We start from the raw sequence: 23059 nt of genomic DNA, 5'->3' as shown, positions 1-23059 counted from the left end.
AAAAAGAAACTGACTAACTTTAAGGACACACCGATCCATAAAATAGATGTCAACAAAACTGCAAGAACCCCTCCCTTGTTTCTACTTCACCCCAGAATATGCTCAAATCCACAAGCTCGACAGTTATCAAAAAATACATTCTGAGTGCGCTCAAATCAGCTTCTTTTTGGATGGTGAAAGAGCAGTTTCCATGCCGAAAAGCCCAATTGGTGGGTTTTTCATAGAAAATGCACAAAAATCTGATTTTCTGGATTTCCTGAATAAAACAGAAAATGCACTACAACATATGGGCGTCCGCAAGTTGGAAGTAGTTCAGGCCCCTCATTTCTACCCTGGAGCTGTATCCCCTACCATTTTGGAGCTGATTGGTTTTCAGCAACGAGTTGCAGAAATCACCCATTACATCCCATTGGAAGGCAAGTTGGAAGACAGGCTCCATAGCATGGAAAAAAGAAAACTGGACAAACCAGCCTCATTTACGTGCCAGGTAGAATCGGAAGAAGCACTACTGGAGGTCCACCAGTTTATCAGCAGGTGTAGACAAGAGCAGGGCCTGGAAATCAATATCAGCTATGAAATGCTCCAAAAGATGGTGGAGACTTTTCCCGAAAGGTATGTTTTGTTTACAGCCAGAAAGGACAGCCAGCTCATAGCAGCAGTGGTCATGACCATCCCTATAGAAGCTGTTGCTTATTACTTCCTACCAGCCACTCACCCTGATCACAAGTCAGAAAGCCCCATGGTGCGGCTGATACATCACATATACCAGTACTTTCAAGAACGTAAATTTCATTACATAGACCTGGGCATCTCCTCTATCAATGGCACTCCACAGGAAAGCCTCATTCGTTTCAAGGAAAATATGGGTGGCATACGTACTGAGCGGGTCACTCTTTGGAAACAGCTCGATTAACAACCATTTCATAGCGGCTAATAAGCTGATCTACTTGCTTACGCGTGCTGTAATGCGCATCGAATAGAGCGCGAATTTGGGATTTGGGTCTTACTCCTTCTTTGCTCAAAGTAACAAGTGCAGCCACCACCTCTTTAGGTGAATACCCCACCAGGTGACTATTTACCGTACGGGCAAACTCTTGCGCACCTGCCCATTTGGTAGTAACTACTTCCAGCCCAGAGGCAAGTGCTTCCAAAATAGCTACAGGTTGGTTTTCATGCATACTGGTGTTGAGCAAAACATCTGCATTTTTCATGTGACAACTCACCCCCTCTCGACTGCATTCTCCCAGCCACTCCACATGTGTGTCCAGAGATAGTTGCTGTGTGAGACGCTGTAGGGTATTGGCCATACTACCACTTCCAATAATTTTCAATTCAAAATCCACACCAGCATCCCGAAGCTTGCCCATGGCCTGCAGCATCAGCGAATAGTTCTTTTGCTTTTCTAACCGCCCAACAGCCAAAAGAGACATCTTACCCCCCTTGCGCTCACTACCTGGCATAAACTGCTCATCATCAATGAAATTGGACAGCACTTCACTGCCGATAGCATAGCTACTTATGTCCATTGCCAGGGCCTTGCTCACCGCAAATACACGATCGGCTGTGGCCAGCACTGGAAGTATTTTGGATTTAAAGATCGATTTGAGCGATGGCATGGGAAACGGACTCATGTGCTCGGTGATCAAAAACGGAATCCCGTGCTTCTTTGCCAGTTTTTGCGCAATGACACCTGCAGGATAAGCCACGTGCGCATGAATAAGATCAGGTGGGCCAAATGCTTGGGTAAAACGCTGAAAATTTGCCTCGTTAGCTTCCTGTATACCTTTAGCATTGCCTTTACCTATCTTCCTGCTCCAGGTATAAGCCGGAGTGAAAAACTCCACACAACGTTCATTTAAGTGAACGTCTTTTTTTTTGATTGATGGACGTGAAGCAAGCTTTATCAGGCTCGATAACGGCTTATGCACAGGAAGCCACAGACTAGGCTCGTGCTGTCCCCACACACTGATACCTAAACGTATATTTTGGGCATGTCGGGCGAGTAGTTCTGATTGCTCCTTAAAGAAAATTCCTGTAGATGGGTGTGCCTCCGAGGGGTACCACGACGGGATCACAAATACATTCATACATATCCATATTTAGCCAGTGTATCCTGCAAAAGTGGCATGATCATATCCAGGTCCTCTTTGGCGAGTGTTCGTTGCCAGTTACCAACAGAAGAGCCAGATATTGGTCTGCGTATATTGGCGTGCTGTGGCTCCTGATACAAAGCTTCCTGAGGAGTAGATAAATGAAAGTCCAACAGGCCCGGATCATATTCCACATCCAAAGTTTGGCACAATCGTGTGAGCTCAAACTCGGGATCCTGCACCAGCTTTTCATATCTCACCAGCAATATATCCGTTTTTTTGAGCATTTGTTCGTACATAGCCACAGAGCGTAGCCAGTGCCTGGCTGCACTCATGGGTGCGGCCAATTCACCCAAATAATCTTTTCCACCCTTTTGATAGCTAGCCACTACATCGCGGCCATCACGTAACAAAAAGATGTATTTTGCTTTAGGAAAAAGATCCGTGATTTCGGGCATATAGCGTGTATTCATGGGTGTAGTATCTCCCCAACGAGCAAACTGCACCTCTCTACTTTCACCATAAGACCTGAAAATCCTGTCCACCACGTATTGCAGGCTTTTGTCCGACGTGTGAAACAGGTCTTTGATGACTGCATCAGGACCGTAACTCCAGGTATGGCTGCCTGTAGCTGGCAGCAGCTCTCCCGCGATGATTTTCACCAAATCCCGCCAAATCAAAAAATTGTACAGCCTAAATTTGATAATACTATTCCCAAGAAAATACTGCTCTGATGGCAGGAAAAACGCCGGATGTTGGTTCAAAATCCGGTTGAGCATGGTACTACCATTTCTACCACTACCAAAGACAAAAAAAGGTTCATTGCGGGTTCCAACTTTGCTATGAAGAGGATATTTGCCGGGAAACAAGCCTGTGAGTTGCTGTAGTGTACGTGCTAATTTTATTCTTCTCATATTTACACCTGACAGTATCCTATGGAATCATTACCTCTAGTTTCGGTCATTTGTCTTTGTCACAATCAAAACAAATACGTAGCAGATGCTATCCGCTCTGTAGGCGCACAAACCTACCAAAATATAGAACTCATCGTAGTAGATGATGGCAGCACAGACGACAGCAAAGCCACTATACGCAAACTGCTTGAAGGCACCGAAGTGCCATTTATTGATTTATCCGACAATCTAGGCAACTGCGCGGCATTCAACAAAGGATTGGAAAAATCTCGCGGAGATTTTATCATTGATCTGGCCGCCGATGACATGTTACTACCAAAACGTGTGGAAACAGGTATCAATGATTTTGCAAATGCCACAGAGCATGCAGGAGTGCACTTTAGTGATGCCTTTATTTGTGATGAGTCAGGAGCAATTCGCACTACCCACTACCCACGCAACACCGATGGCCAGCTCACTACGCCAATACCTCAAGGCGACATATTTACGGAAGTAATTAAGCGCTATTTTATCTGCCCACCTACCATGATGATGAAACGCGAAGTATTCGCAGCGCTCAATGGCTATGATGACACACTTAGCTATGAAGACTTTGACTTTTGGGTTCGCTCTGCACGGCAGTTTCACTACATTTTCAATCCTGCTCCCCTCACGAAAAAACGCACTGTCTCAGGCTCACATTCAAACGCTCAGTTTGCCTTTAGAAACCAACACCAGAAGTCGACTTTCCGCGTATGCCAAAAAGCTCTGAACCTCTGCACGGCGGAGGATGAACGGCAAGCGCTACGCAAACGCATTCAGTATGAAATCCGGCAGTGCACCCGCACCTTAAACTTTGGGTTGATACCTAAATATGTAAAACTGATGAATGCCAGCTACCGACGATTGTCCTCATCATCCAGCATGGAAAGGTAGCTATAGTAGCGCTCAGAAGAGATCTTACCTTCCTCCAATGCTTCCTTCACTTTGCAGCCTGGTTCGTTGGTGTGAATGCAGTTATGAAATTTACATTCCCCCAGGTAGTCTCGCATTTCCGGGAAATAATGCGCTAGTTCTTCGGGATCAATCTCTGCCAATCCGAGCTCTTTGATGCCGGGTGTATCTATAATGGCTGAAGCTTCATCTAGAAAAAACATCTCTGCAAAGGTGGTAGTGTGCACACCCTTATTGGCAAAAGAAGAAATCTCAGTGACTTTTTGCTCTGCGTCGGGGATCAGCATATTGATTAGCGTAGACTTGCCAGCTCCGCTATGTCCAGAAAGCAAGGTTTTTTTGCCTTGCAGTAGCTCGCTCAACTCTTCGGGTACACCTTCTTCCAAAAAAGCTGTCTGGAGACATTTGTAACCTATTTTTTGCTCATAGAGAAACGAAAGGTAGCCCGCATCATCTTTTTCTTCTTCAGAGAGCAGGTCCATCTTATTAAAAACAATGATACCGGGAATCCGAAAGGTCTCAAGCGTAACTAAAAACCGATCAATAAATCCGAGTGAAGTTCGGGGCATTTTCAGCGTGGCGATCATAATGGCTTGATCCACATTAGCCGCCAGTAAGTGATCATGGTGCTTTTTTCGGGGTGACTGACGTATGATATAGTTGGAACGATCTGCAATGGAGCTGATGATGTATTCGTCTTGAAACTGCTCAAGAACCACCTGGTCTCCCACGGCTATGGGGTTGGTGATTTTTTTGCCTTCTAGCTTAAATTTTCCGCGTAAACGAGCCTCTACCTCCCCGCCTGTAGCTAAGCGCACACGATACCAAGACCCTGTAGACTTCACAACCAATCCCGTCATATCCATTTTATAAGTTCTTTCACGATTAAATTAGAAGCACCCACGTGCTCTTCAATGAATTTAGCTGATGCCTCGGCCATTTCCATTCGTTTTCTTTTGTTTTCCATCAATTGCAGGAAGACCTGCTCCAGATCTTCTGTATGAGTAAAACGCCGTAGCCCTCCTCGCTCCTGCAGTGCTGCCACTTCCAGAAATTTACTATTTTTTTTGTGTGCTCCAACCAATACGGGCATTCCATGTGCTGCGGGTTCCAGTACATTGTGAAGTGCGCCCCGAAAAGCACCACCTACATAAGCTACGGCACCTAGCCCATAGACTGAAGACAGCATGCCCATGGTATCTAAAATCAATATTCGGTGCTGATCACCAAGAGCACTATCTGTATAGCGTACACTATGCGGCAATGACAACAACTGGTCAGTATAGTCAACTAAATGTGGCGCTATCAACCATTTGACAGTACTAACATGTTTCCGAATGATCGGCTCCCACACCTCCATGTCAGATGGCCATATACTACCCAGTACCATTAGGGGTTCTTCACCTCTAAAACGTTGAATTTTTGGCCAGCTGCGTGCCGAATTCACTACTGCCGCCACTCGATCAAAACGCGTATCTCCAGCTACTATCACCTGGTGAATACCGTGTAGTCGCAATAGCATGGCCACCTCCTCACTCTGCACAAAATAATGCTTAATAGGCTTGAGTACTTGTAACCAGAACCTGCGTGTGATACCAAAATACATCTGAGAAGGCCTGAAATGAGCACAGACCACATACACGGGAAGCTCTTGCCTGTGAAGCTCTTTGAGCAGGAAATACCAAAGATCATACTTGACAAACACTACTGTGGACGGGGCTACGGCCCGAACCAAACGGCGTGCATTTGTAGGCGTGTCTTTGGGTAGGTAGTGAACAAAATCTGCAAACCTGTATGTTTGACCCGCTTTAAAACCAGAGGGTGAGAAAAAAGTAAGCAATACCTGAGGTGGGCGCTCTGTGGCTTTTAGCCTCTCAATGATTGGCTTGGCTTGTTCTAGCTCCCCCACTGACGCTATATGCACCCATACAAGTGGACCAGGTTTACGCCCATCCAGGGCATCCTCTATACGCTGGATAGCTCCTATCCGCTCTCTGGAAAACACACGAGCTCTCCGGTGGAAAGGGGCCAACAGACCTACTGCGAGGTGATAAAGCTGAACAGCAAGCCAATACAAAATCTGCATGAATCAGAGGGTTTCCCGTTTTGAACTACCTGAGTGGTCAGATCAGTCGCTTAACACGAAAAAAGCCATTCATGAGTGAATGGCTTCTTTAATTTTCTGAGCAGTTTCAGCAAGCTCTTCATTTGTTGGAGCCAGTTTCATCCGACCAAAATTCATATCATCCACAGCATTGATGGGAATTAGGTGGACGTGTGCATGTGGCACTTCCAGCCCGATTACAGTCACACCTATACGTTCACAATCAATCACTGACTCTATCCCCTTGGCTACCTTTTTAGCAAAAACATGCAAGCCCGAAAGGGTCTCATCATCCAGGTCATAGATATAATCCACTTCCTTTTTGGGTATCACCAGTGTATGCCCCTGAGTAAGTGGGTTGATATCCAGGAAAGCTAAATATTCATCACTCTCAGCTACGATATGCGCTGGTATTTCTCGGGAAATAATTCGTGAAAAAATACTAGCCATCAGAACGAGATTTCAAGTACCTCAAATTCAATTTCTCCAGCAGGGACTTTGATTTTGGCGATTTCGCCCACTTTTTTACCCAGAAGTCCTTTGCCTATAGGTGACTTAATGGAGATTTTGTTTTGCTTCAGGTCGGCTTCTTCTTCAGCCACTATCTGGTATTTTACCTCCATGCCTGTTTTCTTATTCTTAATTCTCACATTGGAGAGAATTCCAACCTTTGAGGTATCCAGATTTGATTCGTCAATTACTCGGGCATTTCCTACTACCGCTTCTAATTTGGATATTTTCAATTCCAGAAGCCCCTGGGCGTCTTTCGCCGCATCGTACTCTGCATTTTCACTCAAATCTCCTTTGTCGCGAGCCTCGGCGATTTGTTTAGCCATGTCGGCTCTGCCTTTGGTTTTCAACTCATTTAGTTCGTCTTTGAGTTTTTGCAAACCTTCTTTAGTGTAATAATTGACTCCTGACATTTTCGTTTTCTTTTACCTACTTATAAATAAAAAAGAACGGCCCAGATGGACCGCCTTCTCTTATGGTTTCTTTCGTATATGCTTGGTGGACGCAAATATAATTTTTTTGCTGCTGATTCACAATTCCATTACACATGCGCCAGCCCTTCGGCCTGCAACTTGGAAACCAACACCTCATTGATGCGTTCGTAAGACTCAAATGTCCACCCACCTACATGGGGACTTAGTATCACGTTTCCAAATGCTCTCAGTGTATCAAAATCCTGCTGTTGCTCTTCAGTGAGTGTCTTCAGCTTTTCATTTTCCAACACATCCAGTGCTGCCCCCAGCAGCTTACCTTCTGCCAGTAGCTTATTGAGCGCTGAGAGTTTCAACACCTCACCACGGCTGGTGTTGACCACTACTTTTAAGTTTTGAAAACGCTCCAGATAAGCCTCATCAAACAAGAATCTGGTTTCGGCAGTAAGAGGCACGTGTATACTCAATATCTCTACTTCTCTAAAGAAGGTTTCCAGGTCTACCTGCTCTACGTATTCGTTGGAAAGATCCGTTTTGTACTTGTCATAAGCTAGCACCCTGCACGAAAACCCGCGAAGCTTTTCCGCAAATGCGGAGCCCATAAATCCGAAACCAAAGATTCCAATTGTCTTGCCTTTTACTTCAAAGCCTCTATTGCCCTCACGGTCCCAGATCATGTCTCTCACCTCTCGGTTGCCTTTATCCAGGCGGTGAAACAAATTGAGCAACATCCCAATAGCATGTTCACCAAGAGCGTCCCGGTTGCCTTCTGGCGCGTTGACCAGTTTCACGCCTTTCTCTGTAAGGTATGGGTAGTCTATCTTATCGATACCCGCACCTGCTCGGGCCACAAATCTCAAGTTTACCGCAGCATCTAAAAAAGACTTATCAATAGCCATTTTGCTGCGTACTACCACTCCTCCATACTGGTGGATGATGTCCAGCACTTCAGCAGGTTTGATATCTGGCCGGTAATCTGGCTCAAAACCAGCTTCGGTAAACAGGCGTTCCACGCTATCGTGCATTTGATCCACGATAAGCACTCGATTATTAGTTGGTTGGTTCATAAGTTATATAGCAAATGTGCGACGGAAAAATAAACGGCCAAACCCAGCAAATCGTTCGCTGTAGTGATAAATGGGCCTGATGCCAGTGCTGGATTGATTCCAAACTTGTCCAACACCAATGGAGTGATCGTACCCATAAAAGATGCCAGTAGCACCACACTAAACAGTGCGATAGAAACAGTAGCGGCAAGGGGCTCATTGCGATTGAAGAGCATCACTACTCCAAACACCATCAGCGCCAAAATCACTCCGTTTACCACGGCTACAAAGAGCACTTTCATTAGCCTGCGCAACAGCCCGTCGGAAAACACATTCGGGTTGGCCAGACTCTGCACAACGATAGACGATGATTGTATGCCTACGTTTCCCCCCGTAGCTGTAATGAGTGGGATAAAAAATGCCAAAGCCGGAATCAGGGCGATATCCCCTTTAAACAATCCAATAAACTGGGCTCCAGCCAATCCACCCACCATACCCACTATGAGCCAGGGCAGCCGGGCTTTGGAGAGCATCCATACCGTATCGTCCTCTTCCACATCAGAGCTGATACCAGCCATCATCTGACGTTCTTCCTCGGCCATTTCTGTGATCACATCGATCACATCATCGATGGTAATACGCCCCACTAGCTTACCACGTGCATTGACCACTGGCACGGCTTCCAAATCATATTTCTGCATGATCTGTGCCACCTCTTCATCTTCCATATAAGTTTCTACAGACACTACGGTATCATCATAGATATCTGCGATCTTCACGCCATCTTCAGCCAGAATAATGCGCTTTAGAGAAACCTTGCCCACCAGCTTTCCCAGGTTGTCTACTACATATACAGAGTAGATTTTCTGGACATTCTCAGCCTGTTTGCGAATCTCCTCTATACATTGCAGGATGGTCCAGTTGATGTTGGCTTTGATGAGCTCCTTGGCCATGAGTCCACCAGCCACATCTTCATCGTAGCGAAGGAGATCCAGTATGTTGCTGGCCTTTTCTTCGTTTTCGATGTATTTGATCACCTCCTCACGCTTTTTGATGGACATCTGATAGAGGATGTCTGCACCATCATCAGAGTCTAGATGCTCGAGGTATTGGGCCAGTTCTTCAGGACTAAACTCTGAAATAAAACGCTCGCGCAAATCATCTTCCAGGTCGTTGAGAATGGCAGCATCTACTTCTTTGGGGAGGAGACTAAACACATACTTACATTCCTCCGCATCAAACTCATACAACAGAGCCGTAATATCTGCGGGGTTCACGCCCTCTAATGAGCTTCGGATAAACTCCGCATCCTGCTCATTGAGTGCCTGCTGAAAACGCTCAAGATATTCCTTGGAAAGCTCAAATTGCATGATCGTTTCGTTCATGACGAAATTTGATTGGTCAGTTGTACAAACTCTTCTACTGAAAGCTGCTCGGCTCGCTGGTCAAACACGGGAGCGTCTGTAGCGAAGGCCAAATTTAGGTCTTTTAGGGCGTTGCGCAAGGTCTTGCGACGTTTTCCGAAACCCGCTTTCACTACACGTTTAAATAGCACCTCATCACAGGTCAGCCGGGTTACATCGTTTCGTTTGAGGCGTATCACTGCAGAGAGTACTTTAGGTGGTGGGTTAAAAACACCCCTGGGCACAGTAAACAAATACTCTATGTCGTAGAATGCCTGAAGCAATACACTTAATATTCCATAAGTCTTATTCCCTTCCCTGGCCACAATACGATCCGCTACTTCTTTTTGAATCATGCAAACCACTTCTTCCACCTCATTGCGATGATCCCATATTTTAAAAAACAACTGCGAAGAAATGTTGTACGGAAAGTTTCCAATTACAGCTATAGGCGCATCCAATGCTTTTAAATCTGTTTTAAGAAAATCTTCTAAAACAAATTTCGCTTCATGCTCAGGGTAAACTTCTTTCAGATAGCTTACCGACTCCTTGTCCACGTCCATAGCACGGAGATGGATACTTTCGTCGAGTAAATATTTGGTAAGCACTCCCGTACCCGGCCCTACTTCTATAAGAGTACCTGCAGCTTTGCCTATCAGCGCATTTACTATTTTCTGAGCGATGTTTTCATCCTTTAAAAAATGCTGACCGAGATGTTTTTTGGGCGAAACGTGTTTCAAAAGCGCTGAAGTTTTAAATCATTTGTATTTTCGAAGCTGTAAAATTGCCAAAATTATGAGTGAATCTTCCCGCAATACAGATAATAAACCTTTGATCGGCATTTCAATTGGCGATATCAATGGCATAGGCCCCGAGGTAGTGATCAAGGCACTCACCGACAACCGCATCCTACGCCACCTCACACCCGTAATCTATGCAGACGGACGTGTGATCTCTTACTACCGAAAAGAACTGGACCTCAAAAACTTCAATTACAACCAAACCAAAACCATTGATAAGATTCACCATCGCAAGGTAAATGTGCTCAACCTTAACGAACAGCACATAGAAGTCACTCCAGGCCAGCCCAACAAAACCGGCGGAGAGTATGCCGTGCTTTCGCTAAAGCGAGCACTCGAAGACTTAAAAGCCGGACATTTAAACGCATTGGTTACAGCTCCTCTGAGTAAAGACCTGGCTCAAACGGAGGAATTTAACTTCCCCGGGCACACAGAATACCTAACCAAAGAAGATGGTGCCAGCGACAGCCTGATGTTTATGGTCTCAGAGGAAGTACGCATCGGAGTAGTCACAGGCCACATTCCGCTGAAAGATGTAGCCACCAAACTCAACAAGGACCTGGTACGTGACAAACTCCAGCTAATGATCAAATCCTTAAAAAAGGACTTTGGCATAAAAAAGCCGCGTGTAGGTGTGCTTGGGCTCAACCCTCATGCTGGAGAAAATGGTCTCCTCGGCAGTGAAGAAGAATTGATCATAGAACCAGTAATCAAGGAATTTAAAGAAAAAGGTAATCTGGTTTTTGGACCATTCCCGGCAGATGGCTTTTTCGGTAGTCCGCAATATCGAAGTTTCGATGGTATTTTGGCTATGTATCACGATCAGGGGCTTATTCCATTTAAAAGCATTGCCTTTGGCAACGGGGTAAATTTCACTGCGGGATTGAGTTTTATCCGTACCTCTCCCGATCACGGCACCGCCTTTCCACTTGCTGGCAAAGGTCAAGCCAGTGAATCATCTATGCGCCAGGCCATTTACATGGCTGCTGATATTGTAAGAGCCCGGAAGGAACACAATTGAAACTACACCCTTATTTTAGTTTTTTTATATCTCGTTTATTTCTAAATTTGCGGTTCTTTAGGCGGATAGAAGGCGAGTGTGCATGAACAGTTTGAAGGAATTTCACATAGATATATTCAATTTAGGCCTCAAGCAACACGAGTTTGAGTTCAAAATTGATGAGCGTTTGTTCCAACTTCATGAGCACAGCCTAATTGAAAAAGGATCTGGCACTTGCAAGCTTTTGCTAGACAAGACGGCCACAATGATGACGCTAGACTTTCACATAGATGTGAAAATAGAGCTCACGTGTGATCGTAGCCTTGATACTTTTGACTATCCCATCCAGCTTGATGAACAGTTGATCATCAAGTTTGGGGAAGAGAACTACTCATTGAGTGAAGAAGTATTGGTGATCAAAGGTGACACCCCTACTATAGATGTCAGTGAGTATATATATGAGTTTATCAATGTGGCTGTACCCATGAAAAAACTGCACCCTCGTTACGAAGGGCAGGAAGATGAGCAGCCAGATATGATATACACTTCACAGGGAGACGAACCGGAAGAAAATGAAGAAACGGTAGACCCTCGCTGGGAAGCATTAAAAAAATTGAAAGACAATAAATAATACAATAAAATGGCGCATCCTAAGAGAAAAATTTCGAGGACTAGAAGGGACAAGAGAAGAACGCACGTAAAAGCTACCCCTAAGAGCTACGTGATTTGCCAGGCTACTGGCGAGCCGCACCTACCTCACAGAGCATTCTGGCACGAAGGTAAACTTTACTATAAAGGTAAAGTGGTGATGGAAAAAGAAGTTTTGGCTTAACTTCGGCCAAACAAAAAAAACAGCATGAGTAAAATCCGAGCGGCAATCACAGGGGTACATGGATATGTACCTGACTATGTACTGACCAATCAGGAACTGGAAACCATGGTCGATACCAACGATGAATGGATCCAGACACGTACTGGCATCAAAGAAAGACGCATTCTCAAAGGTGAAAACCAGGGCACCTCGGTAATCGGGGCAGAAGCGGTAAAAGGACTACTGGAGAAGACAAACACAAATCCAGAGGAAATAGACCTTATTATCTGTGCCACGGTGACACCCGATATGCCTTTCCCGGCTACTGCCAATCTGGTAGCAGATATGGTTGGAGCCAAAAATGCCTTTGGTTATGACCTAAGTGCTGCCTGTTCAGGTTTTCTCTACGCACTCGCTACTGGAGCTCAGTTTATCGAAACTGGGATGCACAAAAAAGTAATCGTAATCGGTGCAGACAAAATGTCTTCCATCATCGATTACACAGACCGTACCACTTGCATCATTTTCGGTGATGGAGGTGGTGCAGCTCTACTAGAACCTACTACAGAAGAAGTAGGCGTCATGAGCTCCATCCTCAAATCTGACGGATCAGGAGCCCCATACCTCCACATGAAAGCCGGTGGTAGCCGCAAGCCAGCCACTGCTGAAACAGTAGCTAACCGTGAGCACTTTGCTTATCAGGAAGGCTCCACGGTGTTTAAATTTGCCGTTACCAATATGGCAGATGTAGCTGCAGAGGTCATGGAAAAAAACAACCTCTCGGGAGATGACATCTCATGGCTCGTACCTCACCAGGCCAACAAACGCATCATCGATGCTACGGCTCGCAGAATGGGTGTGGGTGACGACAAAGTGATGCTCAACATAGACCGATATGGAAACACCACAGCAGGAACACTACCCCTCTGTCTTTGGGACTATGAGTCGCAGCTCAAAAAAGGTGACAATGTCATCTTAGCAGCATTCGGTGGTGGATTTACCTGGGGAGCTACCTGGGTGAAATGGGCATACGATCCAAAATAAACCTTACTATACATCATGGCAACAACTGCAGACTTTCGAAATGGACTGGTAATAGAGTTTAACCACGACCTGTTCAGTATCGTCGAATTCCAGCATGTAAAACCAGGCAAGGGCCCTGCATTCGTGAGAACAAAACTCAAGAGCCTTACCACTGGAAAAGTAATCGACAACACGTTTACTTCAGGTCATAAAGTGACCACCGCTCGTGTTGAGCGACGAGATTACCAGTTTTTGTTTAAAGATGACATGGGCTACCATTTCATGGACAGCAACACATTTGAGCAAATCCCAGTGCAGGAAAACCTGATCAATGCGCCACAGTTTTTAAAAGATGGTCAGGAAGTAGAAATTCTCTTCCATGCAGAAGAGGAAAAAGTATTGGGTGTGGAGCTCCCTCAGCACGTGGTATTGAAGGTAGTATATACCGAGCCTGGCCTAAAAGGCGATACGGCAACCAATGCAACGAAGCCTGCAGAAATGGAGACAGGTGCTACTGTACAGGTACCCTTGTTTATTGATCAGGATGAGGTCATCAAGATCAACACCCTGACCAACTCCTACGTGGAGCGAGTAAAATAAAAATAATTACCTTTAACCGGACTAGACATAACAAGCCTGGTGCGCATTTCTATGCGTACCAATTCAACCAAAAATGCTCATAGTATGAAAGCAAAAGAAATTCGTGATTTAATAGATTTCATCTCAGGATCAGGCCTTGAAGAGGTCAATATCGAGACTGAAGAGTTTAAAATCAATGTGAAGCGATCTACTCCACAGGCCACAGTATCTGTACCTGCGGCAGCTCCAGCACCTGCTCCGGCTCCCGCGCCAGCACCGGCTGCAGCTCCTGCACCAGCAGCTGAGGCTCCTAAAGCAGACGCTCCAGCAAATGACTCCAACCTTATCACGGTTAAATCACCTATGATTGGTACTTTCTACAGATCAGCAAACCCAGAGTCTGGTCCATTTGTAAATGTAGGAGACACCATCTCCAAAGGAGACACAGTATGCATCATTGAAGCCATGAAACTCTTCAATGAAATAGAATCAGAAGTTGCTGGAAAAATCGTGAAAGTATTGGTGGAAAACGCCGAACCTGTAGAGTATGACCAACCACTCTTCCTGGTAGATCCTTCATAACTTTAAACTGCGAATCACTGTGTTCAATAAAATACTTATAGCCAACCGCGGCGAAATTGCCTTACGTATCATTAGAACGTGTAAGGAAATGGGCATCAAGACGGTAGCTGTATATTCAGCTGCAGATCGAGACAGCCTTCATGTGAGATTTGCGGATGAGGCCGTGTGTATCGGACCTGCCGCAAGTAAAGATTCATACCTGAAAATTCCTCAAATCATTTCTGCTGCTGAAATCACAAATGCGGATGCAATCCATCCTGGATATGGCTTTCTAGCAGAAAACGCCGAATTTTCACGAGTATGCACAGAATACGGCATCAAGTTTATCGGTGCATCGGCTGATATGATCAACGCCATGGGTGACAAGGCTACAGCCAAGGCTACCATGAAAGAAGCTGGCGTTCCTACCATTCCTGGTTCGGAAGGGCTTCTAAGCTCTATAGAAGAAGGCATGGCCATAGCAGAGGAAGCCGGATACCCTATCATGCTAAAAGCTACCGCTGGTGGTGGAGGTAAGGGTATGCGCCTGGTGAAAGATAAGAGCGAATTTAAAAAAGCCTGGGATGACGCACGCCAGGAAGCTGGTGCAGCGTTTGGCAACGATGGACTCTATCTTGAGAAATTTGTAGAAGAGCCTCGTCACGTTGAAATCCAAATCATAGGTGACAGTAGAGGAAAGGCTTGCCACCTGTCTGAGCGTGATTGCTCCATACAGCGAAGACACCAAAAACTGGTAGAAGAAACCCCTTCTCCGATCGTTTCTCAGGAGCTTCGTGAAAAGATGGGACAGGCAGCTATCAAAGGTGCTGAAGCCATCAAATATGAAGGAGCTGGTACCGTGGAATTCCTCGTGGACAAACACGGAGACTTCTACTTTATGGAGATGAATACTCGTATTCAGGTAGAGCATCCGATCACTGAAGAGGTAACGGACTTTGACCTGATCAAAGAACAAATAAAAGTGGCTGCTGGAGTAGAAATCTCTGGAAGAAACTACTACCCTCAGTTGCACTCTATAGAGTGTCGTATCAATGCTGAAGATCCAGCCAATGACTTCCGCCCAAGCCCTGGCAAAATCACCAACCTGCATCTCCCTGGTGGACATGGAGTGCGAGTAGATAGCCATGTGTACGCCGGATATGTTATTCCTCCTTTCTACGACTCCATGATTGCGAAACTGATCGTGACTGGACAAACTAGAGAGGAAGCTATCGTGCGTATGAAACGAGCGCTTCAGGAAATGGTCATAGAGGGCATCAAAACCACTATACCGTTTCACATTAAGCTCATGGACGACCCGTCATTTAAATCAGGGAATTTCACAACTAAATTCCTCGATACATTCGACTTTTCTGATCTTTAAGATCAGTACTAATACATTCAAAAGGCTCTTGATTTTATATCAAGGGCCTTTTTTTATATTCGCCACCTGGCCGATATAAACCTTTTACCTCAGCTACCGTCTTATACATAGCCCATCAAAAAACTTAACCTACAGGACACACGCTTCTTATTATATTTACACTCGCAGAATAAATCGTTAATCCTACAACTTTGTCTACAGTATACCCTACTCATCGCCTCACTGAAGAACAAAGAGAAATCATCTCTGAGATGGTGCACAATGCCATGGAGAAGGCCGTGCAGTCAATGGAGAAAATGCTCAAGATAAGAATCAACGCCCCTATAGTGGATTTTGAGACGGAGCCCTTACGCCCAATACGCGAGTTGGATCTATTGGGCAGGTTTAAGGCACACCTCGTCAAACTCGTCTTTAGCGGTGATATCAGAGGAGCTTTTTATTTTGTGATTTTAGATCATGAAGTGGACCTGATCAATTCTGTGTGCCTACCAGACGAATTTAAGTCTGACAAACGAACGGAAAACAAACTCATGAAGCACGGCTTCATGTCTGAAATAGAAAACGTAATAGCGGCGCTATCTATGAAAGAGATCTCTGAATACCTGGGCGTACAGCTGGAGCTTAAAGTCCCTCAAATTCAGATTATCCCATGCGATCAAATTAATGAGTTTTTTGAAAAGGAAAACAAAATATACAAGACGGCCTTCCACGTAAAAACGGTACTAGAGGGTGTAGCGGTAAATGTGGCCCCTTACTTTATTTGGATACTGGATGAAAATTTCATAAAAATTCTGAAGCTCAACACCTCAGACATGTAGGACTATAATGCAAAGCCTATGACGAGTACGTCATCCAACTGCATATTTGAGCCACTCCATTCGTCTAAAAAACCAAGTAAATACTCACGCTGATCCACGGAGGATCTATTATTGACCTGTTGTAGTACTTCCTGTACACCTTTGCGTCCAAGTTTTTTACCGTTTGGCCCACCCATCAAGTCTTTGAAGCCATCGCTCATTAAATAGAACCAAGTACGGGTATCATCACTCAAATGCACCGTTCGCGTATGGTAATCATGATTGTACTCAAACAGTTCACCTATTGGCATACGATCAGCCTTAATAGTGCCCAGAGCTCCATCTCTCACATGGGTCAGGTCCATTTTCGCACCTGCGTATTCCATTTTACGCACGCCCAGGTTAATTTTTAGCAGCCCTACATCGGCTCCAGATCCCACCTGCATGTTGTCTTTCCCACGGAAGCGGTGATCCATTTTATGATGTAAATACCTGAGGATGGTTCCAGGATCTTTCACCTCATCTTTCTGAACGATACGCTGAAACGTCTGAGTATAAATCCTCGTCATCATGCTGGCCAGATGACCATGGCCCATACAATCAAAAACGGCCAGGTAAAAATCATCGCCTTCCTGATATACCCAAAAGCCATCCCCACCCACTTTTCCACTCATAGGTCGGTTAACTATAAAGGCATCCAATACACTTACAATAAGCTCTTCTGGAAAGAGCGACATGTAGTTTTTTAGTGTAGCATCTTCAGCGTTTGATATTCCCAGATTAAAATATGCTCGTTCTTGATTCATTCGTTTCTATTGCAATCCTATTACGACGAATGCCTCGTGATTGTTCCACATGATAGGTACTACATAGATAGATACATCATCTGGAATTTTCAGCTGGCTGGGCATCCCTTTAAAAACAACGGGTACAGATATCATAAAGTTTGCACCAAGGTTTGCCCTCACGTTTCCTGCGACTACATTAGAGATTTCACCTGCCATATCCAATATATCTTCGTCGGATGGGTCATCTATGCCTATAAATATCTTAATTAGGTCTTCGTACATGTCACGATTAGCCGAAATATAGACGAACCCTTTTCGGTTTCCGGAGATACCGATCATCCCTGTATAGTCCTTCAGCATCAGTCCCTCAGACTGCTTCAAGTAAGGCACATTCAACTCAGAATCTATTTCCGTCAGGTGTCGAAAATAGTTGTTTACCGAGTTGATAAACAGGTTACATGTAGCATCAAACTCTGCCTTGCTTGTTTTCATTGCGTTTCAAAAGTCTGTCAAATGCTTTGGCCAAATCCACAGCATTTACTGGTTTATATAAAAATCCTCGTGCCCCTTTGTCCAACGCCCGAAGGCCTGTAAGCTTATCGGAGAGAGCTGTAATGATCATCACTTTGGCTTTGGGATGTACAGCCATGATTTCATCCAGACAGGCCAATCCATCCATACCTGGCATGGTAATATCTAGCGTGATCACGTCCGGCATATGTTCTTTTACAAGCTGTAATGCAGTCTGCCCATCCGGTGCCATCCCTATGATCTGTATGTCGTAATCTTTTAGATTCTTTTCGATTATGCGGCGCATAATCGACGAGTCATCAACTATTAGCAACCTCATTCGTTTCTTCTTGATCTTGTATGTTTCCGCTGACAGGCAGTTCGATTATCAGCCTAAAATATTTTCCACTTTCAAATTCAGTCTTAAATGTGCCTTTGATACTTTCTATCAAATTTTTCACCAAATTCATGCCCTGGCCTCTCCCTGCTATTTCGTCCACTTCCTGAGAGGTAGAAAAACCTTTCTCATAGATGAGACCGACTGCATCTTCATCTGTGAGGTTTTCAGCGTCATATTCTGTTAGTAAATTATTCATGATCGCCCGGTCTTTGATCTTTTCTATATCCAGCCCTCTACCATCATCTTTATATATAACACGTAGCTGCCCCTCCGCTGGCTGATCCAGCTCTATGGTAATACCTCCACGGGCCAATTTACCTGCTGCCACACGTTGATCCTTTGGCTCAATTCCATGCTTGATAGAATTTCGGATAAGCTGAATCATCACATCCCTGAAAACATCTATATGTTCATTAGGCAGCACGAGGTTTCCTTCGTTTTTAAAGAAGAAATCTACCTGCTTATCCATTTTCTCGCCGATCACTTTTACGGAGCGCTCCAGAGTATCTATGAGCATGATATTGGATACTACATGCCCACCAGAAGGGTATTTGCGGTAGATATCCGCCACCTTTCTCAGCATTGAGCTCATTTCATCAATGATCTTATCGGCATCATCTATCTCATAAAGAATCGTTAGGAAGTCTTTACCGGTAATTTCTTTGGTTTTTAGCTCTTCTATGGCATCTTCCACCTCATGAAACTTCTGAGACATGATGTCCAGGCCAATCACTACTGCATTGCCTTTGAGGTTGTGTATCGTCTCGAAAGTAAAGTCCAGCAAGCCTCTTAAGTCACCATCTTTGCTGCTTTCATACTTTTCTGAAATGCTACGCAAGGTACGCTTGGCATTATAAAGAAATCCACGAATGAGCGATGGGTCTATTTTGAGAATACTGAGTACTTGCTCGGTTTCCTGTTTCTTTTTCTTCTCTGCTTCTTCCAGGTGCTTTTGGAGCAATACACTTTCTGTCTCATCAGAAACTGTAACCATGATATTGGTGATGCGGTCTCTGCGCCAGATTCGCGTAAAGTTGACTCGGATGTACTTGGTAGTTACAACCCCATCATTTTCACTATAGATCTTTACTTGTTCTATGGGATTGAGCTGGTTTACCACGTCCTCATCCATATCTTCATTAAACAAGTGCCTCATAAACATCTCTAAGGCCTCCAGGTCTCGGGGAATAATGAGCGGACGCATGAAATTGGCAAAGTTTTCACCGGCAATCTTTTGCTCTCCAAAGATCTTCTCCATGGACTTGGAATAGAGCTTACTCATTTTAAAGTTTCGGTCGAGTAGGAATATCCCCTGATGGATGTTTTGAAATACCACCAAAGACACCCTGTAGATGTTGTTGTAGAGAAACTTGGCCTTATCCCGCTCTTTTCTAAGGATGTTATGAGACTTCACAATTTCGTCTACCATCACATTGAAAGTCTTGGCATACTGCCCAATTTCATCCTTGGTCGGTATGTTTACTTTCTTAGACAGGTCTCCTTTGGAAATGCGCAAGGTGAAATTTTCCAATATTTTCACATTGGCCAGGAGATTGGTGACAATGATAGACATCAGCCACACGGCTATCACGCCGATGATGATATCCAGTACGATAAACGTCCAAAACTTACGAAAAGCCGTAACATACAAATACTCAGTGTGACTCAATAGCCGATCAGAGATATGATCCTCCACTTGCTTTAGAAGGTTGATCTTGCTGGTGGTCATGTCATACCAGTAAGCAGGGTCTACCTCACCCATTTCGTTGCGATCATGAACCACTTCCCTCAGCCGCTCTACTTCACCCACATCATGTCCTGACATAAGGCGAGAGTAAACATTAAAGGATTCCTGGTCTGCTATGACCAAAAAAGCATCGAGATATGCATCTTGCTCCGCTACTAGCGCAGCAAAACTGCTGTAGAGTTCGTCATCTATCACTTCATGTGAAAACGCCTGAGTACCAATAGCACGCTCAATACTTGCTCGCTCTTTGGATTTCAAAAAATAAATGAGGGCGTGTACCTGCTGAGCTATGTCTTTGTCTCTGGTTTCATTGATCAACATGTCCACCGTGTTGAGGGCCACATCGTTTATATCAGAGTAGTACTCTAAAATCTGCAAAGGGTCCAGGGCAAGTTGATCTACCCTGTTTCGAATACTTTTGATGGACTGAAACTGACTTTTTAACAACTCGATATCGTCCATATGAATGGAAAACACTCCATCCAGATCGGAGGATTCTAGTTCTTTATAAAATGCGCGAATGGTGCTATCGGTCACTTGCCGCTGATGCTCCATTTCCTCTACGAAAGAATAACCATCATTGGACACAAACCCTATAGAAATACTTCGTTCCTTCTGTAGTTCGTGTACGGCATGGTTGATTTCCACCCCCAATTGCAGTGTCTGGTTGAGTCGTTGGGAATCACTATAGTCCAGATAGTTGTGTTTGATCTGTAGATAATCAAAACAAATAATGATGACTATAAGTGGCACCAGCACCACAGCGAATTTGATTCTTATAGGTAAATCGTAAAGAATGCGCATACTGTCTGTTTGATCCTTTTAAAAATTAGTGGACTAAAGCACTCTATTTACCACTTCTAGCAAAGATTCAGAGGTAAAGGGTTTTACAATATAATCAGAAGCACCCAACTCCTTACCCTTGTTTACTACAGTCTGCTGTCCTACCGCGCTAATCATGATCACTTTAGACTCCAATCCCTGATCTCGCAACACTTTAAGGATTTCAAACCCCATCATGTCTGGCAGTATGTTATCCAGGGTGATCAGATCCGGGGTAGTTTCCAGTGCCAGATCAATGGCTGTCTCGCCATCTTTAGCTTCTCCTACAATCTCCAGGCCCTCTTCTTCTAGCGCAGTGCGAATGAGTGACCGCATGTAAATCGAATCGTCAACTATTAGTACTTTCTTACTCATTGTTATTTTCTATATTGTTGGGAAAACTCAAACTAAGTTTTTGATTTTGTTTACAAACTCCTCGTGGAATATCCACACGAAATCTGGTGCTATATCCAGCTCCTTGCCATGAAAAATAGCCTTGAAGTGGATAATAGAGTCAAACTCTCCTGACTCTTTCTCTAAAAACCCATTGAGCTCATGGGCTTTCATAACATTCAGCGAAGGTACATGTCCGTAGATTTCCAAACCTAAAAAGTTTGAAAATTCTGTAATGACTGCTGCGGCCATCATGTTATCTATCTCTGTCAGAAAGCCCATTTTCATCATTTTGCTTTCTGGCGAGTCACTCTCGATAAGATTAGCCGGCAAACATGCCTTAAATACCTTGGCCACCTCGTCTTCACTAAAAATCAAATGACTGGTACCTTTAAGCTCACCAATCAACTGAGTTTTAATGACGTGTACACTTTCCTCTGCATGTTTATCATATGTAGGTAAAGGGGCATGTACACTACTACTATAGTCTACTTTTTCTAGTGAAATAGGACTTTGTAGTATTTGCTCCATAGACCTCTTGGCCATAGACAGCCCATCAAATACGAGCTTGGAGGCTACTTCTAATTCTGTTTCGTTTAGCTTATCTAACATCTACTTTATTTGGTTGGTATCGCAATGTGTTAATTTTGGATAATTAGTTCAACTTTTCATGGCTCAAACACGAAATCACTAAAGGGAGTGGGAATAAAAGCCGACCATGGCCTAATTTACTCAATTGAGTTATAAACCACCTTTAATCCACTGAAATCTCAAGTAATTTCTAATACTTCCCGGACCTCTTCGAGCAATTTGTCTGCTGTAAAAGGCTTAATCATGTATTTTTTAGCTCCGAGGTGTAGTCCCTCTTCTATGGCTGATCGCTGCCCCACTGCGCTGATCATGATTACATTGGCTACAATTTCCTGTTCGCGCAATACCCTGAGTATTTCCAGGCCTGTCATATCCGGAAGGATATTGTCCAATGTGATAAGATCTGGCTGCAACAGTTCTATTTGATCGAGCGCTTCCACTCCATTTTTTGCTTCCCCTACTACTTCCAGCCCGGCCTCTTCGAGTATTTTCCGAATAGTGGCCCTGGAAAAACCAGAGTCATCTACAATCAGTATTCTATGGCCCATTTTTCTGTTGTTTTCTTTTCTAATTTACTTCTTTCGATAGATTCTTGTCCGTATATCTTCTACCTCAAACAATTTCTTCCCTGCATCTGGCATAATATCGTAATAACCGATAATTAAATACCCCCCTGGTTTCAAGGCGCGATGCATCAGATTTAGCACTTTAGTCTTTAGCTGATCGTCAAAATAAATCATGACATTTCTACAAAAGACTATGTCATAGCTACCATGTACCGGATCGTGGACCAGGTTATGTTTTTCAAACATAACCTGCCTGCGGTATCTGGATTTTATAGTGGCATGTTTGTCATGAAAATCAAAGTAGTCCTCGAGTTTACGGTCTGGAAAAAATTTCAGAAACGGTGTGAGGTATTGCTTGATCAACTCCAGCGGATACTCTCCTTTTTTGGCTTTTTCCAGTGCCTTTGTACTCAAATCTGTAGCAGCCAGCCTTGTGCTATTGAGCAGGTTTTTTTCTTCCAGTACTATGGACATGGTATAAACCTCTTCACCGGTAGAGCAGCCTGCATGCCAGATGTTGAGCGGTGCATTGCCAAACCGATCCAGTACCTCATCGCGCAATCGAATCCAAACATCAGGATTTCTAAAAAGCTCGGTGAGGTTGACGAGCAAGTCATCGATTGCTTTGTTGAAAAACTCATAATCCTGAAGTACGCGTCCCCATAGGTCCAAAGAAGACTCCATGCCATGCTTCATCATCAGCCGGGTAATGCCGCGCTTCAAGGAGGTTTTTTCATAATTGGTAAAATCTAGTCCATACCGATTTTTGATCGCCACCATGAGCGCATTCATTTCTTCATCGGTAATCATTTCTACGGGCTTGTTGTCACTCACTGGTTGTGCTGGTCTCATTAAT

Annotated in this window: 27 protein-coding genes; 10 read left to right on the top strand and 17 right to left on the bottom strand. The window is 44.4% G+C overall.

Annotation, left to right across the window (positions count from 1 at the left end):
- Positions 1 to 46: 46 nt before the first annotated feature.
- Positions 47 to 913: a GNAT family N-acetyltransferase gene (locus C7460_RS05680; protein WP_115867123.1), complete on the top strand. Its 867-nt coding sequence runs from the start codon at positions 47 to 49 to the stop codon at positions 911 to 913.
- Here the strand turns inward: C7460_RS05680 and C7460_RS05675 are convergent.
- Both C7460_RS05675 and C7460_RS05670 read right to left on the bottom strand, forming a co-directional pair.
- Positions 888 to 2087 carry a glycosyltransferase gene (locus tag C7460_RS05675; protein WP_115867122.1) on the bottom strand — a complete coding sequence of 400 codons (1200 nt, stop codon included), beginning with the start codon at positions 2085 to 2087 and terminating at the stop codon, positions 888 to 890. The genes C7460_RS05680 and C7460_RS05675 overlap by 26 nt on opposite strands.
- Positions 2084 to 3004, bottom strand: coding sequence for a sulfotransferase family protein (locus C7460_RS05670; RefSeq protein ID WP_115867121.1), 921 nt, complete (start codon positions 3002 to 3004; stop codon positions 2084 to 2086). Before C7460_RS05670 ends, C7460_RS05675 begins: the two co-directional genes overlap by 4 nt.
- Before the next feature lie 21 nt (positions 3005 to 3025).
- Between C7460_RS05670 and C7460_RS05665 the strand changes: the two genes are divergently transcribed.
- Positions 3026 to 3919, top strand: a complete 894-nt coding sequence (locus C7460_RS05665) for a glycosyltransferase (protein WP_115867120.1) — start codon at positions 3026 to 3028, stop codon at positions 3917 to 3919.
- Here the strand turns inward: C7460_RS05665 and rsgA are convergent.
- The 7 genes from rsgA to rsmA form a co-directional block, all read right to left on the bottom strand.
- Positions 3880 to 4797, bottom strand: coding sequence for a ribosome small subunit-dependent GTPase A (rsgA, locus tag C7460_RS05660; RefSeq protein ID WP_317127686.1), 918 nt, complete (start codon positions 4795 to 4797; stop codon positions 3880 to 3882). The genes C7460_RS05665 and rsgA overlap by 40 nt on opposite strands.
- Positions 4794 to 6023 (bottom strand): 3-deoxy-D-manno-octulosonic acid transferase, encoded by a 1230-nt coding sequence (locus C7460_RS05655; RefSeq protein WP_115867118.1) that lies wholly within the window; start codon positions 6021 to 6023, stop codon positions 4794 to 4796. The genes rsgA and C7460_RS05655 overlap by 4 nt, the downstream gene beginning before the upstream one ends.
- 69 nt (positions 6024 to 6092) lie before the next feature.
- Positions 6093 to 6491 (bottom strand): HIT family protein, encoded by a 399-nt coding sequence (locus tag C7460_RS05650; RefSeq protein ID WP_115867117.1) that lies wholly within the window; start codon positions 6489 to 6491, stop codon positions 6093 to 6095.
- Positions 6491 to 6964: a transcription elongation factor GreA gene (gene greA / locus C7460_RS05645; protein WP_115867116.1), complete on the bottom strand. Its 474-nt coding sequence runs from the start codon at positions 6962 to 6964 to the stop codon at positions 6491 to 6493. Before greA ends, C7460_RS05650 begins: the two co-directional genes overlap by 1 nt.
- Before the next feature lie 128 nt (positions 6965 to 7092).
- On the bottom strand, positions 7093 to 8049 hold the full coding sequence (locus C7460_RS05640; protein ID WP_115867115.1) for an NAD(P)-dependent oxidoreductase: 957 nt from the start codon (positions 8047 to 8049) through the stop codon (positions 7093 to 7095).
- On the bottom strand, positions 8046 to 9413 hold the full coding sequence (mgtE, locus tag C7460_RS05635; RefSeq protein WP_245986188.1) for a magnesium transporter: 1368 nt from the start codon (positions 9411 to 9413) through the stop codon (positions 8046 to 8048). Before mgtE ends, C7460_RS05640 begins: the two co-directional genes overlap by 4 nt.
- Positions 9410 to 10171 carry a 16S rRNA (adenine(1518)-N(6)/adenine(1519)-N(6))-dimethyltransferase RsmA gene (gene rsmA, locus C7460_RS05630; protein ID WP_115867114.1) on the bottom strand — a complete coding sequence of 254 codons (762 nt, stop codon included), beginning with the start codon at positions 10169 to 10171 and terminating at the stop codon, positions 9410 to 9412. The genes mgtE and rsmA overlap by 4 nt, the downstream gene beginning before the upstream one ends.
- Before the next feature lie 55 nt (positions 10172 to 10226).
- On the opposite strand from rsmA, the gene pdxA reads away from it, so the two are divergent.
- From pdxA to C7460_RS05590, 8 genes are all read left to right on the top strand, one after another.
- Positions 10227 to 11252 carry a 4-hydroxythreonine-4-phosphate dehydrogenase PdxA gene (gene pdxA, locus C7460_RS05625; RefSeq protein ID WP_115867113.1) on the top strand — a complete coding sequence of 342 codons (1026 nt, stop codon included), beginning with the start codon at positions 10227 to 10229 and terminating at the stop codon, positions 11250 to 11252.
- Between the two features lie 82 nt (positions 11253 to 11334).
- Positions 11335 to 11862: a YceD family protein gene (locus C7460_RS05620; protein WP_115867112.1), complete on the top strand. Its 528-nt coding sequence runs from the start codon at positions 11335 to 11337 to the stop codon at positions 11860 to 11862.
- Positions 11863 to 11871: 9 nt separating this feature from the next.
- A complete protein-coding gene (gene rpmF, locus C7460_RS05615; protein ID WP_115867111.1) occupies positions 11872 to 12063 on the top strand; it encodes a 50S ribosomal protein L32 in 192 nt (63 codons plus the stop codon).
- Between the two features lie 24 nt (positions 12064 to 12087).
- A complete protein-coding gene (locus C7460_RS05610) occupies positions 12088 to 13086 on the top strand; it encodes a beta-ketoacyl-ACP synthase III (RefSeq protein WP_115867110.1) in 999 nt (332 codons plus the stop codon).
- 15 nt (positions 13087 to 13101) lie between these two features.
- Complete coding sequence (efp, locus tag C7460_RS05605) at positions 13102 to 13665, top strand: elongation factor P (protein WP_115867109.1); 564 nt, start codon at positions 13102 to 13104, stop codon at positions 13663 to 13665.
- Between the two features lie 84 nt (positions 13666 to 13749).
- Positions 13750 to 14226, top strand: coding sequence for an acetyl-CoA carboxylase biotin carboxyl carrier protein (gene accB, locus C7460_RS05600; RefSeq protein WP_115867377.1), 477 nt, complete (start codon positions 13750 to 13752; stop codon positions 14224 to 14226).
- A gap of 19 nt (positions 14227 to 14245) precedes the next feature.
- The gene (gene accC, locus C7460_RS05595; RefSeq protein ID WP_115867108.1) at positions 14246 to 15589 is read left to right on the top strand and encodes an acetyl-CoA carboxylase biotin carboxylase subunit; all 1344 of its coding nucleotides are present in this window, start codon (positions 14246 to 14248) and stop codon (positions 15587 to 15589) included.
- Between the two features lie 191 nt (positions 15590 to 15780).
- Positions 15781 to 16407, top strand: a complete 627-nt coding sequence (locus tag C7460_RS05590; RefSeq protein ID WP_115867107.1) for a hypothetical protein — start codon at positions 15781 to 15783, stop codon at positions 16405 to 16407.
- A 2-nt stretch (positions 16408 to 16409) separates the two neighbouring features.
- On the opposite strand, the gene C7460_RS05585 is transcribed toward C7460_RS05590, so the two are convergent.
- The 8 genes from C7460_RS05585 to C7460_RS05550 form a co-directional block, all read right to left on the bottom strand.
- Positions 16410 to 17192, bottom strand: coding sequence for a PP2C family protein-serine/threonine phosphatase (locus C7460_RS05585; protein ID WP_115867106.1), 783 nt, complete (start codon positions 17190 to 17192; stop codon positions 16410 to 16412).
- 6 nt (positions 17193 to 17198) lie between these two features.
- Entirely contained in the window at positions 17199 to 17666 is a 468-nt protein-coding gene (locus tag C7460_RS05580) for a chemotaxis protein CheX (protein ID WP_115867105.1), read from the bottom strand.
- A complete protein-coding gene (locus tag C7460_RS05575) occupies positions 17641 to 18024 on the bottom strand; it encodes a response regulator (protein ID WP_115867104.1) in 384 nt (127 codons plus the stop codon). The genes C7460_RS05580 and C7460_RS05575 overlap by 26 nt, the downstream gene beginning before the upstream one ends.
- On the bottom strand, positions 18005 to 20635 hold the full coding sequence (locus C7460_RS05570) for a nitrate- and nitrite sensing domain-containing protein (protein ID WP_115867103.1): 2631 nt from the start codon (positions 20633 to 20635) through the stop codon (positions 18005 to 18007). The genes C7460_RS05575 and C7460_RS05570 overlap by 20 nt, the downstream gene beginning before the upstream one ends.
- A 33-nt stretch (positions 20636 to 20668) precedes the next feature.
- Complete coding sequence (locus tag C7460_RS05565; RefSeq protein ID WP_115867102.1) at positions 20669 to 21028, bottom strand: response regulator; 360 nt, start codon at positions 21026 to 21028, stop codon at positions 20669 to 20671.
- 27 nt (positions 21029 to 21055) lie between these two features.
- Complete coding sequence (locus C7460_RS05560; protein WP_115867101.1) at positions 21056 to 21658, bottom strand: hypothetical protein; 603 nt, start codon at positions 21656 to 21658, stop codon at positions 21056 to 21058.
- A 158-nt stretch (positions 21659 to 21816) separates the two neighbouring features.
- Positions 21817 to 22185: a response regulator gene (locus tag C7460_RS05555; protein WP_115867100.1), complete on the bottom strand. Its 369-nt coding sequence runs from the start codon at positions 22183 to 22185 to the stop codon at positions 21817 to 21819.
- Between the two features lie 24 nt (positions 22186 to 22209).
- Complete coding sequence (locus C7460_RS05550; RefSeq protein ID WP_115867099.1) at positions 22210 to 23055, bottom strand: CheR family methyltransferase; 846 nt, start codon at positions 23053 to 23055, stop codon at positions 22210 to 22212.
- Between the last annotated feature and the right edge of the window lie 4 nt (positions 23056 to 23059).

The sequence above is a fragment of the Marinoscillum furvescens DSM 4134 genome, assembly GCF_003386095.1.
Classification (GTDB): Bacteria; Bacteroidota; Bacteroidia; order Cytophagales; family Cyclobacteriaceae; genus Marinoscillum; species Marinoscillum furvescens.
The sequence above is the reverse complement of the archived record's forward strand: the minus strand, read 5'-3'. Positions and strand labels throughout refer to the sequence as shown.